The following is a 20,948-nucleotide window of genomic DNA, read 5'->3' as shown; positions in this document are numbered from 1 at the left end:
TCCACAGCCGCAACAACAGCAGGTAGCTTGATAGCCCTTTGGGAGATCAGAACGGATCAGCTTCCATCTTAAATCCCGCCCCAAGTGGTCCACACCAAAGGGTCCACTTCACAGATCACGATACCGCGCGATGTGGTACAAACCTCAAAATTGGCTGCAACGTGTGAGCCGGGCTGTTGATGAGACCATGTCGGAGAGCGTAGGGACAACCGTGCCGGAATTGGGACTCACCCGCACCGTCGAACCCGCGACTACGCCAGACGCACCTCGCGCGAAGGTGCGCAAACGCGTTTGTGTCCTTGGAGCCAGCGGCACCATCGGCCGCGCGACGGCCGCAGCACTCGTGCGGCGTGGGCACGAGGTCGTCTGTTTCGTCCGGACGCGCTCTGGCGTTGGCGGATCGCTTGGGCAGGCGGAGATCGCTAGGGCCTTGCAGGGAGCAGCGGTAAGGGTGCTGGATCCAACCGACGCTGTTTCGCTTTCTCGCGACGGATTTGCAGGCGAGCGGTTCGACGCCCTGGTATCCTGTTTGGCCTCGCGCACGGGTGCGCCCAAAGACGCCTGGGCGATCGACTATGGCGCTCACCTCAACGTTCTGAATGCTGCGAGGCAGGCCGGCGTCGGCCATTTTGTGCTGCTATCCGCCATCTGTGTACAAAAGCCGCTCCTCGCCTTTCAGCAAGCCAAGCTTGCCTTCGAAGCGGCGCTGATCGAGTCCGGCTTGAGCTATTCCATCGTGCGACCGACAGCCTTCTTTAAGTCGCTGTCGGGCCAAATCGAGCGCGTGCGGCGCGGGCAACCCTTCCTGGTCTTTGGCAACGGCAACCTGACCGCCTGCAAGCCCATCAGCGATGACGATCTGGCTGATTACATTGCTGACTGCCTCCAGGAGGAAGATCGTTTGAACCGCATCCTGCCGATCGGCGGCCCTGGTGACGCAATCACACCGCGTCAGCAGGGCGAGGCCCTGTTCGCGCTGCTGGGCCGCCCGCCCAAATTTCGATCGGTGCCGGTGGCCCTCCTCGACATGATTGCGGGGGGGCTCGGGGCCCTGGGCCGCATCTCGCCGTCGCTGGCGCAAAAGGCGGAACTGGCGCGAATCGGCCGCTATTACGCCACTGAATCCATGCTCGTATTGGACCCGAAAACGGGCGATTACGACGCAACCGCAACGCCTTCGACGGGAACGCAAACCCTTTTTGACTTCTACCGCTCAGTTCTAGCTGGAGCGCCCGCGCCGGAACGTGGAGATCACGCCGTCTTCTAGAGCACGTTCCGATCAATCCGGATTGGATGTCGTGCTCTATCTTGTTGATAAACAGAGCATCTTTATTCGATCAGATGATTCCATCTGATCGGATGATGCTCCCAAATATATTTTATACAAAACGAGCGGACTTTCCCTCTGCCACTGGATTCGGTGCTGCAGGTCGCACATGGACCTTTGGGGTGTTTCGTCATAGGGGATCGGGCCGCTTGGCGGTGGGGTCGTGATGGGAACATGGGGCGGGTGATGCAGCAGGACGAGCGGTTCAGGGATGGTGGCGGTGACGGCTTTCCGGCGCTCGAGCGGGCGTGTCTGGCGATGCCCGATCCAGCGCGGCTGGAGCCGGTGGCGCGGGCGACGCACCGGCCGCGGGTGCTGCTGCTGTATGGATCGCTGCGCGAGCGCTCCTATTCGCGGTTTCTCATCGAGGAGGCGGCGCGGCTGCTCGGGCTGATGGGGGCGGAGGCGCGGATTTTCGATCCGCGCGAGCTGCCGGTGGCGCAAAGCGTTTCGGCCGATCATCCGAAGGTGCAGGAGCTGCGCGCGCTCTCGCTGTGGTCGGAGGCGCAGGTCTGGTGCAGTCCGGAAATGCATGGCGCGATCACCGGGGTGATGAAGAACCAGATCGACTGGATTCCGCTGGAGATCGGCGCGGTGCGGCCGACCCAGGGGCGAGTGCTGGCGGTGATGCAGGTTTCGGGCGGGTCGCAGAGTTTCAACGCGGTGAACACGCTGCGCCTGCTCGGGCGGTGGATGCGGATGTTCACCATTCCCAACCAGTCCAGCGTCGCCAAGGCCTATGAGCAATTCGACGCGGACGGGCGGATGCTGCCCTCGCCCTATTACGACCGGCTGGTCGATGTGATGGAGGAGCTGGTGCGCTTCACCTGGCTGCTGCGCGACCGGGCCGAGTATCTGGTGGATCGCTACAGCGAGCGGCGGGCGCAGCTGCCGGCGGAGACGACCACGAAACTCTGAGCCGGGATTGACCCGCGCGGGCAGCGCGCGCGGCTCCGCGACCCTGTGGGTGCGGAGCGATGCGGTGTCGCGTTTCAGGTGGGCACCGGCGGCGGATGCAGCCATGGCGGCGTGACGTCCGAGGATATGCCAAAGGACGTACCGGGCGATATGCCGGGCGATGTGCCAGGGGATGCGACGGGCGAAGCGCTGGCGGGTGCAACGCGCGGATCATGCGCCTGGTGCGGCGGTGGCTGGGCCGGGTGCGGCCGCGCTGTCCTGACGAGACAGGGCGGCAGGCGGAGTCCCAGCATGTGGCAGAGCGGGCGGAGCAGCCGGGCGAAGCGCGGATCCGACCCGATCAGGGCGAGGGCTTCGGGATCGTCGAGCAGGGCGCGGAGCTGGCTGGCACTGCAACGGGATTCGGGCACCGGGGCGAGCAGCCAGGCGCGGTGGCGCGGCAGGGGGTTGGCCGTGCTGGAGATGGCTGCGCGAGAGGGGGAAAGTTGCGGGGCTTGAGCGCGCTTCTTCGGGGCGCGCTTCTTCGGGGCGCCGGCAGCAAGGGCGGTGAAGCGGCGGGACAGACGGCCCAGCCACGTCCAGAGCCGGACCACCAGCGGCCGGTGCGGCGATGCGGGCTTCATCGTCTGGTCGAACACGAAGAACGCATCCTTCACCGCGCGCGCGGCGACGGCGCGGCGTAGACCATCGATGATGGCGGCGAAGCGAACGGCAATCGTCATGAACAAAACAAGACCATGAAGTGCCTTGGGTGGGCAAGGCGAAAGCGGATTCGCCGCCGCCGGGTTTACAGCGCCCCTCCCCGCCCCCACCTCCAGAGCACCGACTGATTGTGCGTGCGCGGGGGCTTCGCCCGCCGTTCATGCCCCATGGTCCGTGCGCGGCACGGACTCCGCCCCGGCGCTCACCTGCCGGGCCCATCCGCGGAGGAGCGAACACAAATGCAAAATCTCGTGGCCGGAACGGCATCGTTCTGGATGGCCCATCTTTCGACCATCATCGGCGTTGCGGTCGCGCTGCTGCTCGGCATCGGCGGCACCGCTTCCTCGCGCGCGGCGCTGGGGATCCTCGCGCGCTGGTCGGAGCGGCACGGGCACCGGATGCGCGCCGCGATCTTCGCCCGCCTGCTGCCGCCGGTCGTCGTCGGGATCTGGGCGCTGGCGCTGTATTTCACCGCCCTCGCGGTGGCGACGCCGCTGCGCCTCACGGGTCTGCTGGCGATCCTGCCGGTGGTGCTCAAGGTGGTGATGCTGCTGACGATCGCCTGGGCGGCGCTGCGCGTGGTCGCGGTGGGCGAGCGCGCCTATCCGGCGCATGTCGCGGCGCGGCGCGGCGAGACCCCGGACCCGATGCTGGTCGATGCGATCGGCAAGATCACGCGCATTCTCGTGGTCGCGGTGATCGGGATGATGGTGCTGCGGGAGCTGAATTTCTCGATCGCCAGCCTGCTCGCCTTTGGCGGGGTGGCGGGCATCGCCGTCGGCTTCGCCGCGCAGGGTGTGACCGCCAACCTGTTCGGCGCGCTGGTGGTCTATCTCGACCGGCCGTTCAAGGTGGGCGAGTGGATCGTGCTGCCCTCGCAGAACGTGTATGGCACGGTCGAGCATATCGGCTGGCGGACCACGACGCTGCGCGGCTTCGACACCAGGCCCTATTACGTGCCGAACCAGATTTTCAATTCATCGGTGGTGCAGACGCCGCCGCGGATGCAGGCGCGGCAGATCAGCACCACGATCGCGATCCGCTACGCCGATTTCGACCGGCTGGAAGCGATCACCGAGGCGTGCCGCCAGCATGTCGACAATCATCCCGACATCGACCAGTCGCTCGGCGCGATGGTGTATTTCGACCAGTATGGCACGCACGCATTGCAGATCATGGTGTGGTGCTTCACCCGGACGGTGGTGTGGGCGGAGTCGCTCGCGATCCAGGAGCGGCTGCTGATCGAGCTGGGGCGGATCGTGCGGCTGCACGGGGCGGAGCTTGCCTTGCCGGTCTCCGAGGTGCGGCTTGCCGGGCCGATGCCGCAGGCAGCACCTGTAGACATGGCGATGGCGGCCGGCGGCGTGCGGCCGGGGTAGAGCATCATCCAATCAGATGAAATCATCTGACCGGATAAAGATGCGCTGGTTATCGAGAGGATAAAGCACGTCCCGATCCGGATGGATCGGAACGCTCTCTAACATTCCGATAGAGCCGGTCGGGTTGGAATACCCGACCGGACCGGACAGCGCTCTCAGAACTTCGCGGTCAGACCCGCGATGAACTGCCGCGGGGCGCCCGGCTGGACCAGGATCGCGTTGGCGGTATTCGTGCCGAGCGAGTTGGTGCCGAAATAGCCACCGCTCGTGATGTAGCCGTTGTCGTTATACTTGGTGTCGAAGAGATTGTTGATGTTGAAGGACAGTTCGAGAACCTTCACGCCGCGCGAGAGGCTTTTCGGCACCGGAATGTTCGCCGTGATCGAGAGGTTGGCGACATTGAACCCCGACAGCTTGCGCGACGAGACGTTGTTGGTGTTGTTGTTGAAGTAGTGCTGCGAACCCGTATATTGATCGAGGAAGCCGAGGGTCACCAGCGTCGAGCCCACGAAGGTGCGGTAGTTCAGGCCGAAATTCAGCAACAGGTTCGGATTATAGGAGATCGGCTCGTTGTGATAGACGACGCCGCCGGTCTCGTATTGCAGATACTTGTTGTTGTCGAAGCTTGCATTGACGAAGCCGCGCCAATGGAAATTCGGCTCGACCGAGGCATCGAGCTGCACGCCCTGCAGCCGGGCATTCGCCGCCGCCAGCGAGGAGCTGACGATGTTCGTATGATAGATTGAAATCGCTTCGTCGGTCAGCGTATCGTTGAAGTAGTTCAGGTTCAGCGTCGCGTGATGCAAATAGGGCACGTGATCGCTGAACAGCTTGAGGCCGATTTCGTAGTCGCGCGCCTGGGTCGGCTTCAGGATCGAGAGGTTGACAGGATTTTGCTGGTTGGCGCCGAAGGCATTGTCGGTCGGGTTCTGGTAGGAGATCGCCATGCTGCCGTAGAGCGCGGCCCAGGGTGTGACCTCGTAGCGCAGCCCGATCGAGGGTTCGGCGCGGACAAAGGTCTTGGAGCCATCGCCGGCGCCGATCTGGTTGGTGCCACCGATCGGAAGATCGTTGTGGAAATCGGTGTGGTAGGACACCTCGGCGATGCCGGGCGTGATCGAGAACCCTTTGAACGGGTGGATCGTGTCTTGCAGGAAGGCGTTGGCGTAGGTGGTGTAGACAGTGAATTTCTGGATTTGCGCCGGATTTTGCTGGGTCGATCCGCCAACGCCGAGATAGTTGTAGCCGCGGTAGGGCGAGTAATACCGCTCGTAGATGACATAGCCGCCGAATTTGATGTCGTTATAGGGCAGGTGATAATCGAAATAGAGATTATCGCCATATTGATTCGTGGTCGGGTAATAATATTCGCTGTTGGTCGAGTTCGGGGCGTAGGCCGCACCCGCGAGCGGCGAATTGGTGCCGTAATTGTTGACGCGGTAATGGACGCGATGACCCCAGCGATACCAGAGATTGTTATGGAAGGTCATGTCCTTCGACAGCGCGACCGACATCTTGCTGTAGAGGATGGTGTCGCGGACCTGCAGCTGCTTGAACCAGATATCCGGCGTGCCGGTGCCGTAGAACCCTGAGGTCTGCTGGCTGAACAGCGGCGAGCCGGAATAGCCGGTGACGGTGACGCCGGGGATCGGGGTCAGCGGAATGAAACTCGGGCGCGGCGCGTATTCGACGTTGTTGTCGTTATAGACGGCGAAGCTGAGCGAGCCGTTGGAAAAATCCTTGACCAGCTTTGCATAGATCGCGTGCGACTGGGCGGGCCAGCTATAGTGCCCGACCGAGGTTCCGCCCCAGTAGCTCTTGGCACCGGCATAGCCGCCGCCGATGACGCCGCTCCAGCCATTGTATTCGCCGGTATCGAAGATGAAATGGAGGTTTTCGGTCTGCTGGCTGCCATAGGCGATGCCGACCTGGTAGTGCGGGCGCTTGGTGGGCTGGACCGGGACATAGTTGATCGTGCCGCCGACCGAGTCGAACCAGCGGGTATCCGGGTTGCCCGGGCCGTAGATGACGTTGATGCCGCTGAAGAGCTGGGTGATGGGGATTTCGTTGGAGTCCCACTGGCCGTTATGGGAAATCGTGTTGTTCATCGGAATGCCGTCGAACAGGACGGTCAGGCCGTTGCGCTCGGCGTCGCCGTTCGTCGATGACCAGCCGACCTTCGAACCGCGCAGCTGGATCTGGTAGCGGGCGGTATCGGAATTGCCGCCATAGCCGCGGATCTGCACGCCCGGCGCCGCGGACAGTGCGCCGGCCGAGCTGGTCGACGGGCCGAGGGCCTGGATGTCCTGCCGGCTGACGACCGCCTGCGACTGCGCGGATTTGAAGATTTTCTTCTTGGTGAGCTTGACGCTCGATTTGCCAAGATGCGTGTAATATTTCGTGGTCGCCGTCGCCGAAACCTGTCCGGCACTGACGGTCTGGGCGTGAGCGTGTGGCATGAGCGCGAACACACTGGCGCCCGCGAGCAAGGCGGTGCGCAGTGTCGAACTAACGGAAACGATGTTGGATAATTTCATTATCCGGCTCTCTCCCAGAGTAAACGCGGAGCGCGACAAGGGCGATGTCGCGGGTTCCAGCCAAGCGGTGAACGATGGGCCCGCGTCTAGAGGGGAGGTTACGTTTCGTCACGTTAAGGTTTGAAGTCACGCCCCGGGCAGAAGGACAATATCGGGCGGATGAGCGAGGGTTTCCGGATGGTTTCGAGCCGAAATTCGCCGGGGATACTCATATGTGAAAGTTGTTTTACAGAATAAATTGAAAAACAGGATCACGCCTTTGGTGGATTTCGGTGATTTTTTTGTTACATTGAAGAAATGTGATTTGCCGCGCGCGGCAAGGGAAGCGGGACGGGCTGGGGTGCGGGTGAGAAATTGTCATGGTGATTTCACAGTAATGAAATAAATCGTAACCTCTGCAATTTATCAGCAAGAACGGAAAGACCACACCTTGTCTTCGGAACGATGGTTCGGGAACCGCCCTCGACCTGATTGACACCGGTCGTTTCGTTGCAGATACACGCGCATCTGGCGTACAGGTTTGAAAACTTCAGGTCAGATGATCGGTCTTTCGCCGTTCGCCGCGTCCAATCCAGCATTATTCTTAGGTCACAGGAGCCTGACATCATGAAACGCTTTATCGTTGGCGCGATCTTCGCCTCGCTGCTGGCCGGCACCGGCCTTGCGCATGCCAGCGCGGTCACCACCGGCAAGACCCTTTACATGGCGCATTGCAGCGGCTGCCATCGTGCGAACGGCGCCGGTGGCGTGCATTTCGGCAAGGCGGTGTCGGCAAACCTGCGCGCCCCCGGGCTTGAAAACACCTATCACCACAGCACCAAGCTGCTGGTCCGCGCCATTCTCGATGCGCGCGACGAGGATGGCGACCGGCTCGATCAGCCCATGCCCGCGTGGAAGGGCCGCCTGAGCAAGGCCCAGGCGCTGGATATCATCGCCTATCTCAAGACCCTGCACGCCTGAAACCCGGCCGGGTGCCGTGCGGCGCCGATGACGGCGTGACACGGCGTTCGGCCTGACGCGGGCCCTTGGAGCGTCATCCGATCCTTTCGGATCGGAACGTGCTCCAGCTTCCGACACTCCCCTTTCCATCCTCGCGGGTGGAAAGGGGATTTCGTTTTCGGCCGATGGAAGGCGCAGCGCCGGCGGGCGATCCCTCAGAATTCCGCCCAGGCCTGTCCGTCGGTTTCGGCAAATTGTGCCGCGGCAGCCGGTGCTGCGGTAGGCTTGCGGGGCGCGGTTGCCGGCCGGGATGTTGCGGGACGGGACGCTGCGGGACGAGATGGGGCGGGACGGGGTGGGGCGGACGTCGCGACAGGCTGGCCCAGCTTGAACTGGGCGACCCGCTCGGCGAGGAGCTGGGCTTCTCCCATCAATCCACGGGTCGCGGCGGTCGTCTGCTCGGCCATGGCCGCGTTCTGCTGGGTCATCTGGTCCATCTGGCCGACCGCGGTGTTGACCTGGTCGAGCCCGGTGGCCTGCTCCTTCGCCGCTTCCGCGATCTCGGCGATCAACCCGCTCATCGTGCCGACTTCGGCGAGGATGCCAAGCATTGCCTGCTCGGTGTTGCTCACGAGTTTCACCCCGGTGGTGACCTCGCGATCCGACTTGCCGATGAGCGTCTTGATCTCCTTCGCCGCATCGGCCGAGCGCTGGGCCAGGGCGCGGACTTCGGTTGCGACCACGGCGAAGCCCCGCCCGGCATCGCCCGCGCGCGCCGCCTCGACCCCGGCGTTCAGCGCCAGGAGATTGGTCTGGAAGGCGATTTCGTCGATGACGCCGAGAATGTCGGAAATCTGCCTGGTCGATGCCTCGATCGCGCTCATCGCGACGACGGCCTCGCGCATCACCGTTCCCGAGGTTTCCGCCCGCTCGCGCGCGGTCAGGGTCACCTGATGCGCCTCGGCGCTGCTGGTCGCGGTGCGGTTGAGCGTTGCGGTGAGTTCGTTGATCGCGGCGGCACTCTGCTCGAGGCTGGCGGCCTGCTGTTCGGTGCGGCTGGACAGATTGTCCGTCGCCTCGGTGATCTCGGTCGAGACCATGGAGATTTTCTGCGCGGCCTCGGCGATCGCGCGCGTCGTCTCGCCGAGGCGGGTGACCGCCATGTTGAAATCCTGCCGCAACTGCTCGTGGACGCCGGCGAAGGGCTTTGTCAGCTGGATGGTCAGATCGCCGTTCGACAGGCTGGCGAGGCCCTGGGCGAGTTCGCCGACCACGAACATCTGCTGCGCGGCGGCTTCGGCCTTTTCCGCCTCGCTGCGGGCGCGCTCCGCCTCCTCGCGCGCGCGCATCGCGGCGGCTTCCTGTTCGAGGCTCAGCGTCTTGCGGGCGTTCTCCTGGAACACCGCGACGGAGCGCGCCATGTCGCCGATTTCGTCGCGCCGCTCGACCTCGACCTGCACATCGAGATCGCCCCGCATCAGCCGCATCATGGTGCCGCCGAGCGCGCGCAGCGGCCCGGTCACACCGCGGCGGATGATGAGCTGGGCCACCGCCATTACCAGGATGAAGCCGGCGATCAGGCCGATCAGGGTGACGAGGATCGTGTTCCGGGTTTCATGCGACATCGCGGCGAGGCGGGCGCTGGTCAGCCTGTCCATCCGGACGCGCTCGGCGATCATGTCCGCCGTGAGCGGCGGCAGGGTGGGGAGGCAGACGGTCAGCAGGCGCTGGCGGGTCGGCGGATCGGTGATCACATCCGTATTGCCGTTCACCGGCGGCTGCGCCGCGACGCAGCTCTCGCGGGCGAGCGCGTTGCCGCGGCGCTTGAAGTCTGCCAGCGGCTTGCGCTCGGATGGCAACGCCTTGATCGCGTCATCGAGCATGGTGTTGAAGAACGTCATTGACTGCCGGGCCCCCTCGCCTGCCCTGGCGTAGGCGTGCGGCGTGGTGGCCAGCGCCTGCCACTCACGATCGACCACGAAGGTCTGGATGGCGCGGTTGGCGAGGATTTCGAGCGTCTCGGCGCGGGCCAGCGTTCTGGTGATGTTTTCGGCGTGGCGATCGATCCGGGCGATGGCAAGGCTGGAATAGATGCCGGATGCGAGGGCGAAGACGGCAAACAGGGCGAGAACGAGATTGAATTTGAGGGATATGGACAGCGAGCGCATGCGATCTTCCATTCGTCGTCATCGGCCCGCGCCCCCCGGCAGACTCGGGCCGCTACTCAAGAGATGGCCTGCGGCATGCTGCGTGGTCTCCTTCCGTCCGCCGCGACGCCGGGATGTGAAAAGTTATATGAAACAAACATGTTTATAATTGATTAGCGCCTTCCTGCGGCAACCCGGTCCCGCGCCCAGCGCCCAGCGCCCAGCGCCCAGCGCCGAGATCCGGTCCATCAGGATCGGAACGTGCTTTGTTTATCAGAAAGATAGAGCACTACATCCGATCCGAAGGGATCGGAAAGTGCTTTGTTTATCAGAAAAATAGAGCACTACATCCGATCCGAAGGGATCGGAAAGTGCTCTAGGCTCTGGACTCAACTGATCCATGATGTGACGGCGAGGACGAGGCAAATACCAGCGAGGAAATTTCGTGCGGTTTTGTCATATCGTGTGGCGATGGCGCGCCAGTCCTTGAGCCTGCAGAAGGCGCGTTCGATGAGATTGCGCTTTCTGTAGGCGACGGGGTCGAAGTGCGGAATGGCGCGGCGGTTGGGCATGGGCGAGATCACCGGCCTGGTGCCTTGGCGGGTGAGGAAGGCGCGAAGATCATCAGCGTCGTAGGCTTTGTCGGCGATCAGCTCTTCTGGTGGCGGTATTGTGGGCAGAAGCGCCCTCGCGCCGCTGATGTCGGAGGCCTGTCCTGGCGTCAGGAGGAGTGCGGCGATGCGTCCCTGCTCATCTGCGACGGCGTGGATCTTGGTCGTCCGTCCACCCCTCGACCGGCCGATGGCCTGGCTTTGCGCCCCCCTTTACCGCCCGCGGCCGCGCGATGTGCCCGAACCGAGGTGCTGTCCACCATGGCGATGCGCGGCGGATCCGCGCAGGCGACAAGCGCCGCGAAGATCTCCTGCCAGAGGCCACGCTGGCTCCAGCGGTTGAACCGGTTGAACACAGTGGTTCGTGGCCCATAGGCCTCAGGAAGCGCTCGCCATCGCAAGCCCTCGCGAAAGCGATGCAGGATGCCGCTCAGCACCCGGCGGTCATCAACCCGAGGCTTGCCGCCAAGCTTCGGCAGCAATGGTTCGATCGCAGCCCATTGCGTGTCGTTCAGCCAGAAAAGTTCCGCCATGTTCCAAGTCCTCCAAACAGACTTGAATCAGACGCCCCGTAGTCATGGCAATAGGTACAGAACCTAGAAATCCAGGTTCAGCAGGGGAACGATCCGTGCCGCCAGCGCGGCCGGGTCGGGTGCCGCGACGCGCTGCTCGACGATCAGCGCGGCGAGGCCGTGGACGATCGACCATGCGGCGAGGGTGATTGTGGCGGCTTTCGCCGGCCCGACGCGTCGCGCGACGCGGTCGGCCAGCACCGCAAACGCGCCGTGCCGGGCAGCATGCCCCGCGCTCTTGTTGCGCCTGGCATGGACGCCGCTGAACATCAGCCGGAACAGGTCCGGATGGGCCACGGCGAATTCGACATAGGCGACGCCCTGCCGGCAGAGCGCGGCACGGTCGTCGGGATCGGTATCGGCGGCGCGCAAGGCCGCCTCCAGCAGGGCGAATCCGTGATCGGCGATCGCTTCCAGCAGGGCGTCCTTGTCGGCGAAATGGCGATAGGAGGCGGTCGGGGAGACGCCGGCGATGCGGGACGCGGCGCGCAAGGTGAGGCCTGCCCTGCCCTCGTCGCGGAGCAGGGTCGCGCCCGCTTCGATCAGGCTCTGGCGCAGATCGCCATGGTGATATTTCGAAGTTGACATCGTTAACATTCGCATGACATGTTGACATTGTAAACATGAAGTCGCGGCGACCGGAAGCAAGGCGCCGCGCCGTTCAGGGTCCACACCGAAACACGCGGTCCCAAAGCGGCTTCTGGGACGGCTTCTGGGAGGCTCCGGGGCGGATCAGGCCGGCAGGACGATCACCCCATCGGGAGCAGGATGATGAAGACCCAGGCTGAAATCGCGGATCTTTCGGCGTATCCGGACCTCGTCGTCGTCCTGCTCGGCATGAAGGTGAAGACGCTTGCCGGCCTGCGCACGCTGTTCGGCGTCGGCCGGCCGATCGGGGCGATGGCGCGGCAGGCCCCGGAGGGGCTGCTGCACCACGAGACATTCCTGTGGCGCATCAACCATGTCGGCATACGGCAATACTGGCGCGACCTCGAGTCGCTCGAACGGTTTACCCGCAGCGCGCCGCACAAGGATTGGTGGCGCGCGTTCAGCGCCGATACCGGCGGCACCGCGATCTGGCACGAGGCCTATCAGCGTGGCGGCGGGATGGAAGGAATCTATCTCGATCTGGACCGCAAGACGGGGTTCGGCACCTTCGCGCCGCTGCGGCCGCGCGACCGCGACACCGCATCGTCGCGCCAGCGCCTCGCCGGGCGGCCCTGAGGCGAGCGCTGGCCGGTCGCATCGCGCGGGTGAGCGATGGGCGGTGGGCGATGGGCGATGGGCGGTGGGGGCAAGTTTTTTTCGGCGTCGCTGTAACCTCGGGCGAGTTCGAGCATATCTGGAGGTAGCGGATGCGATTGGCGCATGCGCGGACCCCATCACGGAAGCAGCCAGAATGAAATTCAAAGCCTCCATGCTCACGCTCGGCACCGCAATCAGCCTTGGCGGTCTCGTCGCCGCCACCGTTCCGACCCCGGCCTTCGCGGCCTGCTCGGCCAAGATGTCCAAATGCGGGGGCAAGAAGATGAGCCACAAGGCAAGCCAGAAGAAGGCGAAGAGCATGAAAAAGGGATGCTGCGCCAGCAAGTGACGCCAGAGGCCGGCCGGGGGATGGAGGTGCGGCAGGGGCGCTGCGATCGCGGCGCTGCGATCGGCGCCCTGCCCCGGCCCGCACCCCGGCTGGTGTCGCGGGAGGAAGGATGACAACCGGCAGCGATGACAGGCCGAGCGCGCCGTGAGGTTCGAGGAGCGTGCGGAAGCGGCGGTCGATCTCGTTGCGGCCCTGGGCGAGATCGAATCATCGGGCCGCAATCTGGTGACCGCCCTGCTCGGGACGGCGCCGTTCGTCGCGTTCGAGCATTATCCGCCCGATGATATTCGCGATAAGCTGACCGGGGCGCAGTATTATTTCCATGCCCATCGCGGGCCGATCGAGAGCGGGCACATCCATTGCTTCCTGCGCCGGAAGAGCAAGGCGGGGATGACGCATGTCGTTGCCATCGGCCTCGATGACCATGGCCGCCCCGCCAGGATGTTCACCACCAATCGCTGGGTCACCAATGACGATTATGTGCCGGCGGACCGCCTGATCCCGCAACTGCACCGCATGGCCTGGCCGGAGGCGCCGGGGGATCGGGATGTCAACAAGGCGCTCGGCGCGCTGTTCCGGCTGTATCGTCCGCAGCTCGCCGCATTGCTGCGCCGGCGGGACCGGCGTCTTGCCGTTCATGCGGCGCGGATTGCGCCGCGCGACCCCAAGGCCGATGAAGGGCTGGAGATTCTCAGCACCATGCGGATCGACCTGCCGGCCACGCTGGCGCGGCTGCGCGCCCGGCTGGAGCGGATGGAGGGCGGCTAGAGCGTCATCCGATCGGATGGAAACATCTGATCGGATAAAGATGCTCTAATTATCAACAAGATAGAGCACGACATCCGATCCGGATGGATCGGAAGATGCTCCAGCCGGCCGGCTGCGTTCAGGACGGCGCGCGCAGCGGATTGAAGAAGGCGAGAATATCCTCGGCCAGCAGGTCCGGCTGTTCCATCGCGGCGAAGTGCCCTCCCCGCTCCATCACCGTCCAGCGCCTTATGTCGGTGAAGACGCGGGCGGCGACAGAACGCGGCGGGCGCAGGATTTCATGCGGGAATTCGGCATAGCCCATCGGCACGTCGATCGTGGTGCCGGGCGGCTGGATCACGCTGCCATGGGCGCGGGCGTAATAGGGCCAGAAGGACGAGCCGATGGCGCCGGTGAACCAGTAGAGCGCGATGTTCGCGAGCATGCGGTCGCGATCGATCGCGCGCTCGATGACGCCGCCGCAATCCGACCAGGTGCGGAACTTCTCCACCATCCATGCCGCAAGCCCGGCGGGCGAATCGGCCAGCGCGAAGGCGAGGGTCTGCGGCTTGGTGCCCTGGATGATCGTGTAGGCGGTTTCCTCGCGCGTCCAGTCATCGAGGCTGGCGAGATAGCGCCGCTCGGCGTCGGTATTGTCGGGGGATGGGGAAATCGCGTGGCGGGCGGCCATCAGGTAATTCAGGTGAATGCCGAGTAGGCGGTGGGGATGCACGACGGCGAGCCGGCTGGCGACGCCGGCCCCCCAGTCGCCGCCTTGCGCGCCGAACCGCCGGTAGCCGAGCACATCCGTCATCAGCCGGGCCAGGATGTCCGCCATGCCGGGGACGCCGTGGCGGGGCTGGCCGGGACGGAACGAGAGGGCGAAGCCCGGCAGCGACGGCGCCACCACCGTGCAGGCATCGGCAGGATCGCCGCCGAAGCGGGCGGGATCGGTGAGGCGGGGGATGATGTCGAGAAACTCGAAGACGGAACCGGGCCAGCCATGCATCAGCAGCAGCGGCATGGGCGACGGGCCGCGCCCTTCCACATGCAGGAAATGCAGTGGCTCACCGTCGATCTCGATGCGGAATTGCGGGAACTCGTTGAGCGCGGCTTCCTGGGCGCGCCAATCGAACCCGGTTGCCCAATAGGATGCGAGGTCGCGCAGATAGGCGACATCGGTGCCGAACGCCCAGGGCGCGCCGGGCGCTTCGTCCGGCAGCCTTGTGCGCAGGAGACGCTGGCGCAGATCGTCGAGCGCGGTTTCGGGAATGTTCAGGCGAAATTGCTGATCCCCTGTCATCATTCCTCCCCCGATACAGATGGCGAGCGGAGGATGCGCCAGCCGGCAACGGGGCACAAGGCCGGGCGGGGGAAACGCGCAGGACCGCGGCGGGTTCAACACGCTGAAACGGGATATTTACCATTTGCGCGAGGCCGGGAATCGCTCTAATTAACGTTAATAAATCTATCCAAAAATGTAAAATTATTGAGCACTTTTTAACTTTTATACATTTGACTGGGCTCGAGATCACATGAACACGACGTTTCCGCCACGCCGCAAGATCTTTTTACGCCGACACTCTCTGCTCGGCTTGTCGCCGCGCTTTCTGTTGGCCACCGGCCTGGCGCTGATCATCCTGCCCTTCTTTTCCTGATCGGGAGCGATCCGGCCGGGCTTTGACACGCTTCCGGCAGCGGCCCAGTGTGATGCTCTGGTTATCAGCAAGATAGAGCATCTTTACCTGATCATATGATGCTCTCGCCCGGAGTGTCGCCATGACCATCAATTCCCGACAATTCCGCATTCACCCGAGCGTTCCGGTCGACCTGTCGTCCTGGCCGACCGCGGTCGATCCGCTCTTTGACTCCAAGAGCGACTATCGCGCGGAACTCGACGATCACATCAAGCGGCTCAGCGAGATGCAGCAACTGCTCTACGCCTCGAACCGCCATGCCGTGCTTGTCATTTTCCAGGCGATGGACGCGGCCGGCAAGGATGGCGCGATCAAGCACGTGATGTCCGGCGTGAACCCGCAAGGCTGCCAGGTGTTCAGCTTCAAGCATCCGAGTGCGGTCGAACTCCAGCACGATTTCCTCTGGCGCACGACGCGCGACCTGCCCGAGCGCGGGCGGATCGGCATCTTCAACCGCTCCTATTACGAGGAGGTGCTGATCGCGCGCGTGCATCCCGAGATCCTCGCCAACGAGGGCGTGCCGGCGCCGCCGAAGGAGGCCAGCTCGATCTGGGATCATCGCTATCGCTCGATCAACGATTTCGAACGCCATCTGTCGGGAAACGGCACGAAGATCGTCAAGATCTTCCTGCACCTCTCGAAGGAGGAGCAGTTGCGCCGGCTGATCGACCGGATCGACGATCCCTCGAAGAACTGGAAGTTCAGCACCGCCGATGTCGAGGAGCGGAAATACTGGAAGGATTACATGGAAGCGTATCAGGATTGCCTGAACGCGACCAGCACGGTGAACGCGCCCTGGTACGCGGTGCCGGCGGACGACAAACACAACGCCCGCCTGATCATCTCGAACATCCTGCTGGAGACGATGCAGGAGCTGGACATGAGCTATCCCGAGGTGAGCGGCAAGCGGAAGAAGGAGCTCGCCAGCATCCGCAAGGACCTCGCGAAATCCTGACGGCGCGTCAGGGTTTCTTGCGCTCGCCGCCGAGATAGGCGGCCTGCACCTCGGGCGAGGTCAGCAGCGTTTTCGCGTCGTCCTCGATGACGAAGCGACCGACTTCGAGCACGTAGCCGCGATCGGCGAGTTTCAGCGCGCTGCGGGCGTTCTGCTCGACGATGAGGATGGTGACGCCGCTATTCGCGATCTCGCGCAGGGTGCGGAAAATGCCCTGCACGATGATCGGCGCGAGGCCGAGGCTCGGCTCGTCGAGCAGCAGCAGGCGCGGCTTCGCCATCAGCGCCCGGCCGATCGCCAGCATCTGCTGCTCGCCGCCGGACATCGTGCCGGCGAGCTGGCCGCGCCGCTCGGCGAGGCGGGGGAACATCTCCAGCACGAAGTCGAGCGAGCCGGCGACCTCGCCCGCCGGGCGGGTGAAGGCGCCGAGGCGGAGATTCTCCATCACGCTCAGCGTGCCGAACACCCGCCGCCCCTCGGGCGACTGGGCGATGCCGAGGCGGACGATGCGGTCCGCCCCCATGCGGGTGATGTCGGTCCCCTCGAAGATCACCGACCCGCTGCGCGGCGACAGCAGCCCCGAGATCGTGCGCATCAGCGTGGTCTTGCCGGCGCCGTTGGCACCGAGGATCGCCACGATCTCGCGCTGTTCCACCCGCAGCGAGACGCCTTTCAGCGCCTCGATCTGTCCGTAATTGACCTTGAGGTCGGCGATTTCGAGCAGGCTCACGATACGCCCTCCTCCTCGTCGTCATCGCGCCCGAGATAGGCCTCGATCACCTGCGTGTCGTTGCGGATGTCGTCCGGCCCGCCCTCGGCGATCTTCTGGCCGAAATTGATCACCACGATCTTGTCGGCGACGCTCATCACCACGTTCATGTCGTGCTCGACCAGCAGCACGGTGATGCCGCTGTCGCGGATGCCGAAGATCGTCTCGCTGAGGGCGGCGGATTCATTGTCGTTCAGGCCGGCGGCCGGCTCGTCGAGAATGATCATCTTGGGATCGGCCGCCAGCGTGCGGGCCAGCTCGACGCGGCGCTGCACGCCATAGGGCAGCGAGACCGCGCGGTCATGGGCGAAAGAATCGAGATCGAGGCGGCGCAGGATGTCGTGCGCGCGTTCGGCCAGTGCCGCCTCCTCCCGCCGCTGCGATGGCAGGCTGAGCAGCCCCTGCCACCATTGCTGGCGCACCCGCAGGTGGCAGCCGGCGCGGACGTTTTCCAGCACCGACATTTCGGGAAACAGCCGGATCGTCTGGAAGGTCCGCATGATGCCGGCGGCGGCGACGAGATGCGGGCGGCGGGCGGTGATGTCCTGGCCCTCGAAGCGGATGCTGCCCTCGGTCGGCCGGTAGACGCCGGTGATCATGTTGAACACGGTCGTCTTGCCGGCGCCGTTCGGGCCGATCAGGGCGACGATCTGCCCCTTGTCGACGGTGAAGGAGAGCTTGTCGACCGCGCGCAGCCCGCCGAAGCGGATGCCCAGCCCCTGGAGTTCGAGCAGCGCGCTCATGCCCGCGCCCCCCGCCGCGGCCACAGCCCCTGCGGGCGCAGCACCATCACCAGGATCATCGCGAAGCCGAAGACCAGGTAGCGGTATTGGGCGAAGTCGCGGAAGACCTGGGGCAGGACGAACATCAGCGCGGTGCCGAGCAGCACGCCGGGGATCGAGCCCTGGCCGCCGACGATGACGATGGCGAACAGCGTCACCGATTCGGTGAACTTGAAGGAGGACGGGCTGACGGTGGAGAGCTGCACCGCAAACAGCGTGCCGGCGAGGCCGGCGAGGCCGGCGCCGATGGCGAAGGCGAGCGTTTTCACCTTGCGCGGGTTGACGCCGATCGTCGTCGCGGCGAGTTCGTCCTGCTTGAGCCTGCTTGAGATAGCGCAGCGCGCGGCCGAATTCGGAGCCGTCGAGATTGCGCATCAACAGCAGCACGATGCCGAGCACCACCCAGTCGAGCCAGAACATCGCGTTCTGGCTCTCGATCTGCAGGCCGAACAGCGAGGGCACGCCGATGCCGGTGATGCCGTCCGACCCGCCGGTGAGGCCGAACAGGTCGTTCTGCATCGCAAGGACAAAGATCGCGTTGAAGCCGATGCTGGCGACCAGCAGATAGTCGCCGCGCAGGCGGATCAGCGGGGCGGCGAGCAGGGCGCCGAAGGCGGCGGCGAGCAGGATGGCGAAGGGGATGGTGAAGAAGATCGGCCAGTTGAAGGTGACGTTCAGGATTGCCGTGACATAGGCGCCGATGCCGAAATAGACGGCGTGGCCCATGTCGAACATGCCGGCGCGGCCGAGAATGATGTCTTCCGACAAGGCGACGATGCCATAGATCGCGAAGATCGCGGCGACCGAGACCCAGGCGCTGTTCAGCGCGAGCGGCAGCGCCAGGCCGAGGATCCAGACCGCGATGCCGGTGTTGCGGGTTGCGGTGGCGCTCATCACACTTTCTCCGCGACGCGTTCGCCCAGGATTCCCGAAGGCCGGATCAGCAGGATTCCGATCAGCAGCGCGAAGGTGATCGCGTCCTGCCAGGAGCTTGAGAGATAGCCGGCGGCGAAGGCGTTGAAGAGGCCGAGCAGGATGCCGCCGAGCATCGCCCCCGGGATGTTGCCGATGCCGCCGAGAATGGCGGCGATGAAGGCATAGAGCCCGTAGGTCCAGCCCATGGTGAAATAGACTTCGCGATAATAGACGCCGACGAACAGCCCGCCCACCGCGCCGAGCGCCGGGCCGATGACGAAGACGCTGGCGATTACGCGGTTGACGTTGATGCCCATCAGCCGCGCGGCGTCCTGGTCGATCGCGGCGGCGCGGATCGCGGTACCGAAGCGGGTGTGGTTCACGAACAGGTAGAGTGCCGCCATCAGCAGGAAGGAGACGAGGATGATCATCACCTGCACGAAGCTGATCGACGCGCCGGCGATGTGAAACGTGATCGCCGGCAGCAGGCCGGAGGGAAACACGCTGACCTGGGGGCTCCAGATCAGCATGATTCCGTTCTCGATCAGCAACGACGCGCCGAGTGCGGAGACCACGGCGGCGAGGCGATCCGCCTTGCGCAGCGGCCGGTAGGCGGCGAGTTCGAGCACGACGCCGGCGACCGCCACCACCACGACCGCCGCGACGAAGGCGAGGATCAGCAGGGCGGCGCCGGGATGGCCGGCACCGCCGAGCGAGGTGAGGAAGGTCAGGCCGATGAAGGCGCCGAGGATGCAGAGATCGCCATGGGCGAAGTTGATCAGGCGCATCACGCCATAGACCATCGTGTAGCCCAGCGCGATGAGGGCGTAGATGCCTCCGACCGTCAGGCCGTTGAAGACCTGCTGGATGAACGTTCCCATGGCGATGCCTCCTCCGCGCGCGCTCGGGTCGTCAGCCAGCCTTGGGGGCCGGGTAGACGATCGTGTAGCTCCCGTCGGCATTCACCTCGAAGGCGGTGAACGGGCTGCCGACGCGCTTGCCCTTGGCGTTCCAGCGGAACTGGCCGGTCAGGCCATCGAAGCTCTTCATGTTGTGCAGGTAATGTTCGAGCTTCGCCGGCTTGACGCTTTTGGTCTGCTCGATCGCCTGCATCACCGCGCGCATGCCATCGGCATTGGTGAGGGTGAACACCGAAGGCGGGCTCTGGTGATATTTCGCCTTGTAGGCGGCGACGAAGGCCTTGGCGGCGGGATAGGGAAGCTGTTCCGGGCCGGGCACGTTGACGATGATGGCGCCCTTCGCCGCGGAGCCGGCGATCTTGCCGAAGGCGACGTTCTGGTTGGCGTCACCGCCGACGAAGGCCGCGGTGATGCCGAGCTGGGCCATCTGCGCCTTGATCAGCCCGCCATCCGAGTAATAGCCGGAGAAATAGATCGCGTCCGGCTTCAGCGCCTTCAGCTTGGTCAGCACCGGCGTGAAATTCTGCGAGCCGGCGGAGATGAAGGCCTTGTCGACCACCTTGCCATGGTCGGCCTTGATGTTCTGGATCACCGCATCGGCGAGGCCGGTGGCGAAGCTCGAATGGTCGGTCAGCACCGCGATGCGCTTGAAGTGGCGCGCATCGACCATGTAGTGCGCGGTGAACTTCGCCTCGGCGCTGTTGGGTGCCGCGTTGCCGAACCAGGTCTTGTAGCCGCGCGAGAGCAGCTTGTTGCTGGTGCCATCCGAGGTCTGGATGACGTTCGAGCGCGCGTAGATCGGCTCGGCCGCGAGGGCGGCGCCGCTGGTGTAGGAGCCGATCACGGCGACCACGCCGTCATTGACCAGCTGGCGCGCGCAGATGGCCGCCTGGGAGGCCTTGCCTTCGTCATCGCAGGCCTTGACCTCGATCTTGCGGCCGAGCAGGCCGCCCTTGGCGTTCTGCTGCTCGGCCAGCAGCTTCACGGCCTTCTCGATGCCCTGCCCTTCATCGGCATAGGCGCCGGTGATGGGCGCCTGCACGCCGATCTTGATCGGCCCTGAGGCGGCATGGCCGGCAATGGTCGCCGCCACCAATGCGAAAGCCGATGCCAGCCCAATCCCCGTTTTGTGTCCCATCGCGTTCTCCTTTTGTCATTCGACTGAGCAAGCCTGTCGCAACCGCGCCCGCATTGCAACCTTTTGCACAGACAGTAAAAATGGGTATTCATTCCGAGACGGGGAAAGCAGAGCGAGATGCCTGGCACGATCGGTGGCGTTGATCGGCCCGACCGGCCTCATTTCATTGAATTTTGACCTGTCTTTTTTCAATAAAAAAATTTCAGATGTCGTTCGATGACTGCCCTGCCCGGCCGCGAGAGCGAAACGAGTTTTGAGTTCACGAATGTATCAGGCTTGAATTCCCAGGATCATGCGCG

At 64.3% G+C, this 20,948-nt stretch carries 21 protein-coding genes and 2 pseudogenes; 10 read left to right on the top strand and 13 right to left on the bottom strand.

What is annotated here, in order from left to right; all coding sequences use genetic code 11:
* Positions 1–130: 130 nt before the first annotated feature.
* Positions 131–1,267, top strand: coding sequence for an NAD(P)H-binding protein (locus tag HUW10_RS17695; RefSeq protein WP_307781122.1), 1,137 nt, complete (start codon positions 131–133; stop codon positions 1,265–1,267).
* 234 nt (positions 1,268–1,501) lie between these two features.
* Entirely contained in the window at positions 1,502–2,245 is a 744-nt protein-coding gene (gene arsH, locus HUW10_RS17690; protein ID WP_255540114.1) for an arsenical resistance protein ArsH, read from the top strand.
* 74 nt (positions 2,246–2,319) lie between these two features.
* Here arsH and HUW10_RS17685 read toward each other — a convergent pair whose 3' ends face one another.
* The gene (locus tag HUW10_RS17685; protein WP_174504671.1) at positions 2,320–2,967 is read right to left on the bottom strand and encodes a hypothetical protein; all 648 of its coding nucleotides are present in this window, start codon (positions 2,965–2,967) and stop codon (positions 2,320–2,322) included.
* A 219-nt stretch (positions 2,968–3,186) separates the two neighbouring features.
* On the opposite strand from HUW10_RS17685, the gene HUW10_RS17680 reads away from it, so the two are divergent.
* Complete coding sequence (locus tag HUW10_RS17680) at positions 3,187–4,326, top strand: mechanosensitive ion channel family protein (RefSeq protein ID WP_174504670.1); 1,140 nt, start codon at positions 3,187–3,189, stop codon at positions 4,324–4,326.
* A gap of 155 nt (positions 4,327–4,481) precedes the next feature.
* On the opposite strand, the gene HUW10_RS17675 is transcribed toward HUW10_RS17680, so the two are convergent.
* Positions 4,482–6,863: a TonB-dependent receptor gene (locus HUW10_RS17675; protein WP_174504669.1), complete on the bottom strand. Its 2,382-nt coding sequence runs from the start codon at positions 6,861–6,863 to the stop codon at positions 4,482–4,484.
* A 606-nt stretch (positions 6,864–7,469) separates the two neighbouring features.
* On the opposite strand from HUW10_RS17675, the gene HUW10_RS17670 reads away from it, so the two are divergent.
* Entirely contained in the window at positions 7,470–7,823 is a 354-nt protein-coding gene (locus HUW10_RS17670; RefSeq protein ID WP_236656489.1) for a cytochrome c, read from the top strand.
* A 194-nt stretch (positions 7,824–8,017) separates the two neighbouring features.
* Here the strand turns inward: HUW10_RS17670 and HUW10_RS17665 are convergent, their stop codons facing one another.
* From HUW10_RS17665 to HUW10_RS17655, 3 genes are all read right to left on the bottom strand, one after another.
* Complete coding sequence (locus tag HUW10_RS17665) at positions 8,018–9,970, bottom strand: methyl-accepting chemotaxis protein (RefSeq protein ID WP_174504668.1); 1,953 nt, start codon at positions 9,968–9,970, stop codon at positions 8,018–8,020.
* 368 nt (positions 9,971–10,338) lie between these two features.
* A protein-coding gene (locus HUW10_RS17660; protein ID WP_371808631.1) for an IS5 family transposase occupies positions 10,339–11,093 on the bottom strand; the annotation gives its coding sequence in 2 pieces (ribosomal slippage) (positions 10,339–10,770 and positions 10,773–11,093; 753 coding nt in all).
* Between the two features lie 63 nt (positions 11,094–11,156).
* Positions 11,157–11,720, bottom strand: a complete 564-nt coding sequence (locus HUW10_RS17655) for a TetR/AcrR family transcriptional regulator (RefSeq protein ID WP_174504667.1) — start codon at positions 11,718–11,720, stop codon at positions 11,157–11,159.
* A 180-nt stretch (positions 11,721–11,900) separates the two neighbouring features.
* Here HUW10_RS17655 and HUW10_RS17650 point away from each other — a divergent pair, with 180 nt between their 5' ends.
* The 4 genes from HUW10_RS17650 to HUW10_RS17640 all read left to right on the top strand — a co-directional run bounded on the left by HUW10_RS17650 (position 11,901) and on the right by HUW10_RS17640 (position 13,494).
* Positions 11,901–12,356, top strand: coding sequence for a monooxygenase family protein (locus tag HUW10_RS17650; RefSeq protein ID WP_174504666.1), 456 nt, complete (start codon positions 11,901–11,903; stop codon positions 12,354–12,356).
* 175 nt (positions 12,357–12,531) lie between these two features.
* Positions 12,532–12,726, top strand: a complete 195-nt coding sequence (locus HUW10_RS17645) for a hypothetical protein (protein ID WP_174504665.1) — start codon at positions 12,532–12,534, stop codon at positions 12,724–12,726.
* Positions 12,708–12,839, top strand: coding sequence for a hypothetical protein (locus HUW10_RS18510; RefSeq protein ID WP_255540113.1), 132 nt, complete (start codon positions 12,708–12,710; stop codon positions 12,837–12,839). Before HUW10_RS17645 ends, HUW10_RS18510 begins: the two co-directional genes overlap by 19 nt.
* 31 nt (positions 12,840–12,870) lie before the next feature.
* Positions 12,871–13,494, top strand: coding sequence for a DUF6969 family protein (locus tag HUW10_RS17640; RefSeq protein ID WP_174504664.1), 624 nt, complete (start codon positions 12,871–12,873; stop codon positions 13,492–13,494).
* 118 nt (positions 13,495–13,612) lie between these two features.
* Here HUW10_RS17640 and HUW10_RS17635 read toward each other — a convergent pair whose 3' ends face one another.
* Positions 13,613–14,776 carry an epoxide hydrolase family protein gene (locus tag HUW10_RS17635; RefSeq protein ID WP_174504663.1) on the bottom strand — a complete coding sequence of 388 codons (1,164 nt, stop codon included), beginning with the start codon at positions 14,774–14,776 and terminating at the stop codon, positions 13,613–13,615.
* Between the two features lie 232 nt (positions 14,777–15,008).
* Between HUW10_RS17635 and HUW10_RS18505 the strand changes: the two genes are divergently transcribed.
* Positions 15,009–15,131 (top strand): hypothetical protein, encoded by a 123-nt coding sequence (locus tag HUW10_RS18505; RefSeq protein ID WP_255540112.1) that lies wholly within the window; start codon positions 15,009–15,011, stop codon positions 15,129–15,131.
* A 121-nt stretch (positions 15,132–15,252) separates the two neighbouring features.
* Positions 15,253–16,125 carry an ADP-polyphosphate phosphotransferase gene (locus HUW10_RS17630; RefSeq protein ID WP_174504662.1) on the top strand — a complete coding sequence of 291 codons (873 nt, stop codon included), beginning with the start codon at positions 15,253–15,255 and terminating at the stop codon, positions 16,123–16,125.
* Positions 16,126–16,132: 7 nt separating this feature from the next.
* Here HUW10_RS17630 and HUW10_RS17625 read toward each other — a convergent pair whose 3' ends face one another.
* From HUW10_RS17625 to HUW10_RS17605, 7 genes and pseudogenes are all read right to left on the bottom strand, one after another.
* On the bottom strand, positions 16,133–16,855 hold the full coding sequence (locus HUW10_RS17625; protein ID WP_174504661.1) for an ABC transporter ATP-binding protein: 723 nt from the start codon (positions 16,853–16,855) through the stop codon (positions 16,133–16,135).
* Complete coding sequence (locus HUW10_RS18720) at positions 16,852–16,992, bottom strand: hypothetical protein (protein WP_371808649.1); 141 nt, start codon at positions 16,990–16,992, stop codon at positions 16,852–16,854. The genes HUW10_RS17625 and HUW10_RS18720 overlap by 4 nt, the downstream gene beginning before the upstream one ends.
* Before the next feature lie 165 nt (positions 16,993–17,157).
* A pseudogene (locus tag HUW10_RS18715) lies at positions 17,158–17,517 on the bottom strand (ATP-binding cassette domain-containing protein); the annotation flags it as partial.
* Between the two features lie 116 nt (positions 17,518–17,633).
* Positions 17,634–17,945 (bottom strand): branched-chain amino acid ABC transporter permease, encoded by a 312-nt coding sequence (locus HUW10_RS18500; protein WP_254592125.1) that lies wholly within the window; start codon positions 17,943–17,945, stop codon positions 17,634–17,636.
* A gap of 118 nt (positions 17,946–18,063) precedes the next feature.
* Positions 18,064–18,570: pseudogene (locus HUW10_RS18495) on the bottom strand (branched-chain amino acid ABC transporter permease); the annotation flags it as partial.
* On the bottom strand, positions 18,570–19,472 hold the full coding sequence (locus HUW10_RS17610) for a branched-chain amino acid ABC transporter permease (RefSeq protein WP_174504659.1): 903 nt from the start codon (positions 19,470–19,472) through the stop codon (positions 18,570–18,572). The gene HUW10_RS17610 and the pseudogene HUW10_RS18495, both read right to left, overlap by 1 nt.
* 31 nt (positions 19,473–19,503) lie before the next feature.
* Positions 19,504–20,649: a branched-chain amino acid ABC transporter substrate-binding protein gene (locus HUW10_RS17605; protein ID WP_174504658.1), complete on the bottom strand. Its 1,146-nt coding sequence runs from the start codon at positions 20,647–20,649 to the stop codon at positions 19,504–19,506.
* Between the last annotated feature and the right edge of the window lie 299 nt (positions 20,650–20,948).

The organism is Acidiphilium sp. C61 (assembly GCF_905116885.1).
Classification (GTDB): Bacteria; Pseudomonadota; Alphaproteobacteria; order Acetobacterales; family Acetobacteraceae; genus Acidiphilium.
The sequence above is the reverse complement of the archived record's forward strand: the minus strand, read 5'-3'. Positions and strand labels throughout refer to the sequence as shown.

Bases quoted from the DNA above. Each gene is read 5' to 3' on its own strand.
- HUW10_RS17645 (WP_174504665.1), top strand. From the start codon at position 12,532: ATGAAATTCAAAGCCTCCATGCTCACGCTCGGCACCGCAATCAGCCTT.
- HUW10_RS17675 (WP_174504669.1), bottom strand. From the start codon at position 6,863: ATGAAATTATCCAACATCGTTTCCGTTAGTTCGACACTGCGCACCGCC.
- HUW10_RS17685 (WP_174504671.1), bottom strand. From the start codon at position 2,967: ATGACGATTGCCGTTCGCTTCGCCGCCATCATCGATGGTCTACGCCGC.
- HUW10_RS18720 (WP_371808649.1), bottom strand. From the start codon at position 16,992: ATGAGCGTCGCCGACAAGATCGTGGTGATCAATTTCGGCCAGAAGATC.
- HUW10_RS17695 (WP_307781122.1), top strand. From the start codon at position 131: ATGTGGTACAAACCTCAAAATTGGCTGCAACGTGTGAGCCGGGCTGTT.
- arsH (WP_255540114.1), top strand. From the start codon at position 1,502: ATGGGGCGGGTGATGCAGCAGGACGAGCGGTTCAGGGATGGTGGCGGT.
- HUW10_RS18510 (WP_255540113.1), top strand. From the start codon at position 12,708: ATGCTGCGCCAGCAAGTGACGCCAGAGGCCGGCCGGGGGATGGAGGTG.
- HUW10_RS17610 (WP_174504659.1), bottom strand. From the start codon at position 19,472: ATGGGAACGTTCATCCAGCAGGTCTTCAACGGCCTGACGGTCGGAGGC.
- HUW10_RS17630 (WP_174504662.1), top strand. From the start codon at position 15,253: ATGACCATCAATTCCCGACAATTCCGCATTCACCCGAGCGTTCCGGTC.
- HUW10_RS17670 (WP_236656489.1), top strand. From the start codon at position 7,470: ATGAAACGCTTTATCGTTGGCGCGATCTTCGCCTCGCTGCTGGCCGGC.
- HUW10_RS17605 (WP_174504658.1), bottom strand. From the start codon at position 20,649: ATGGGACACAAAACGGGGATTGGGCTGGCATCGGCTTTCGCATTGGTG.
- HUW10_RS17650 (WP_174504666.1), top strand. From the start codon at position 11,901: ATGATGAAGACCCAGGCTGAAATCGCGGATCTTTCGGCGTATCCGGAC.
- HUW10_RS17635 (WP_174504663.1), bottom strand. From the start codon at position 14,776: ATGACAGGGGATCAGCAATTTCGCCTGAACATTCCCGAAACCGCGCTC.
- HUW10_RS17680 (WP_174504670.1), top strand. From the start codon at position 3,187: ATGCAAAATCTCGTGGCCGGAACGGCATCGTTCTGGATGGCCCATCTT.
- HUW10_RS18505 (WP_255540112.1), top strand. From the start codon at position 15,009: ATGAACACGACGTTTCCGCCACGCCGCAAGATCTTTTTACGCCGACAC.
- HUW10_RS17665 (WP_174504668.1), bottom strand. From the start codon at position 9,970: ATGCGCTCGCTGTCCATATCCCTCAAATTCAATCTCGTTCTCGCCCTG.
- HUW10_RS17655 (WP_174504667.1), bottom strand. From the start codon at position 11,720: ATGTCAACTTCGAAATATCACCATGGCGATCTGCGCCAGAGCCTGATC.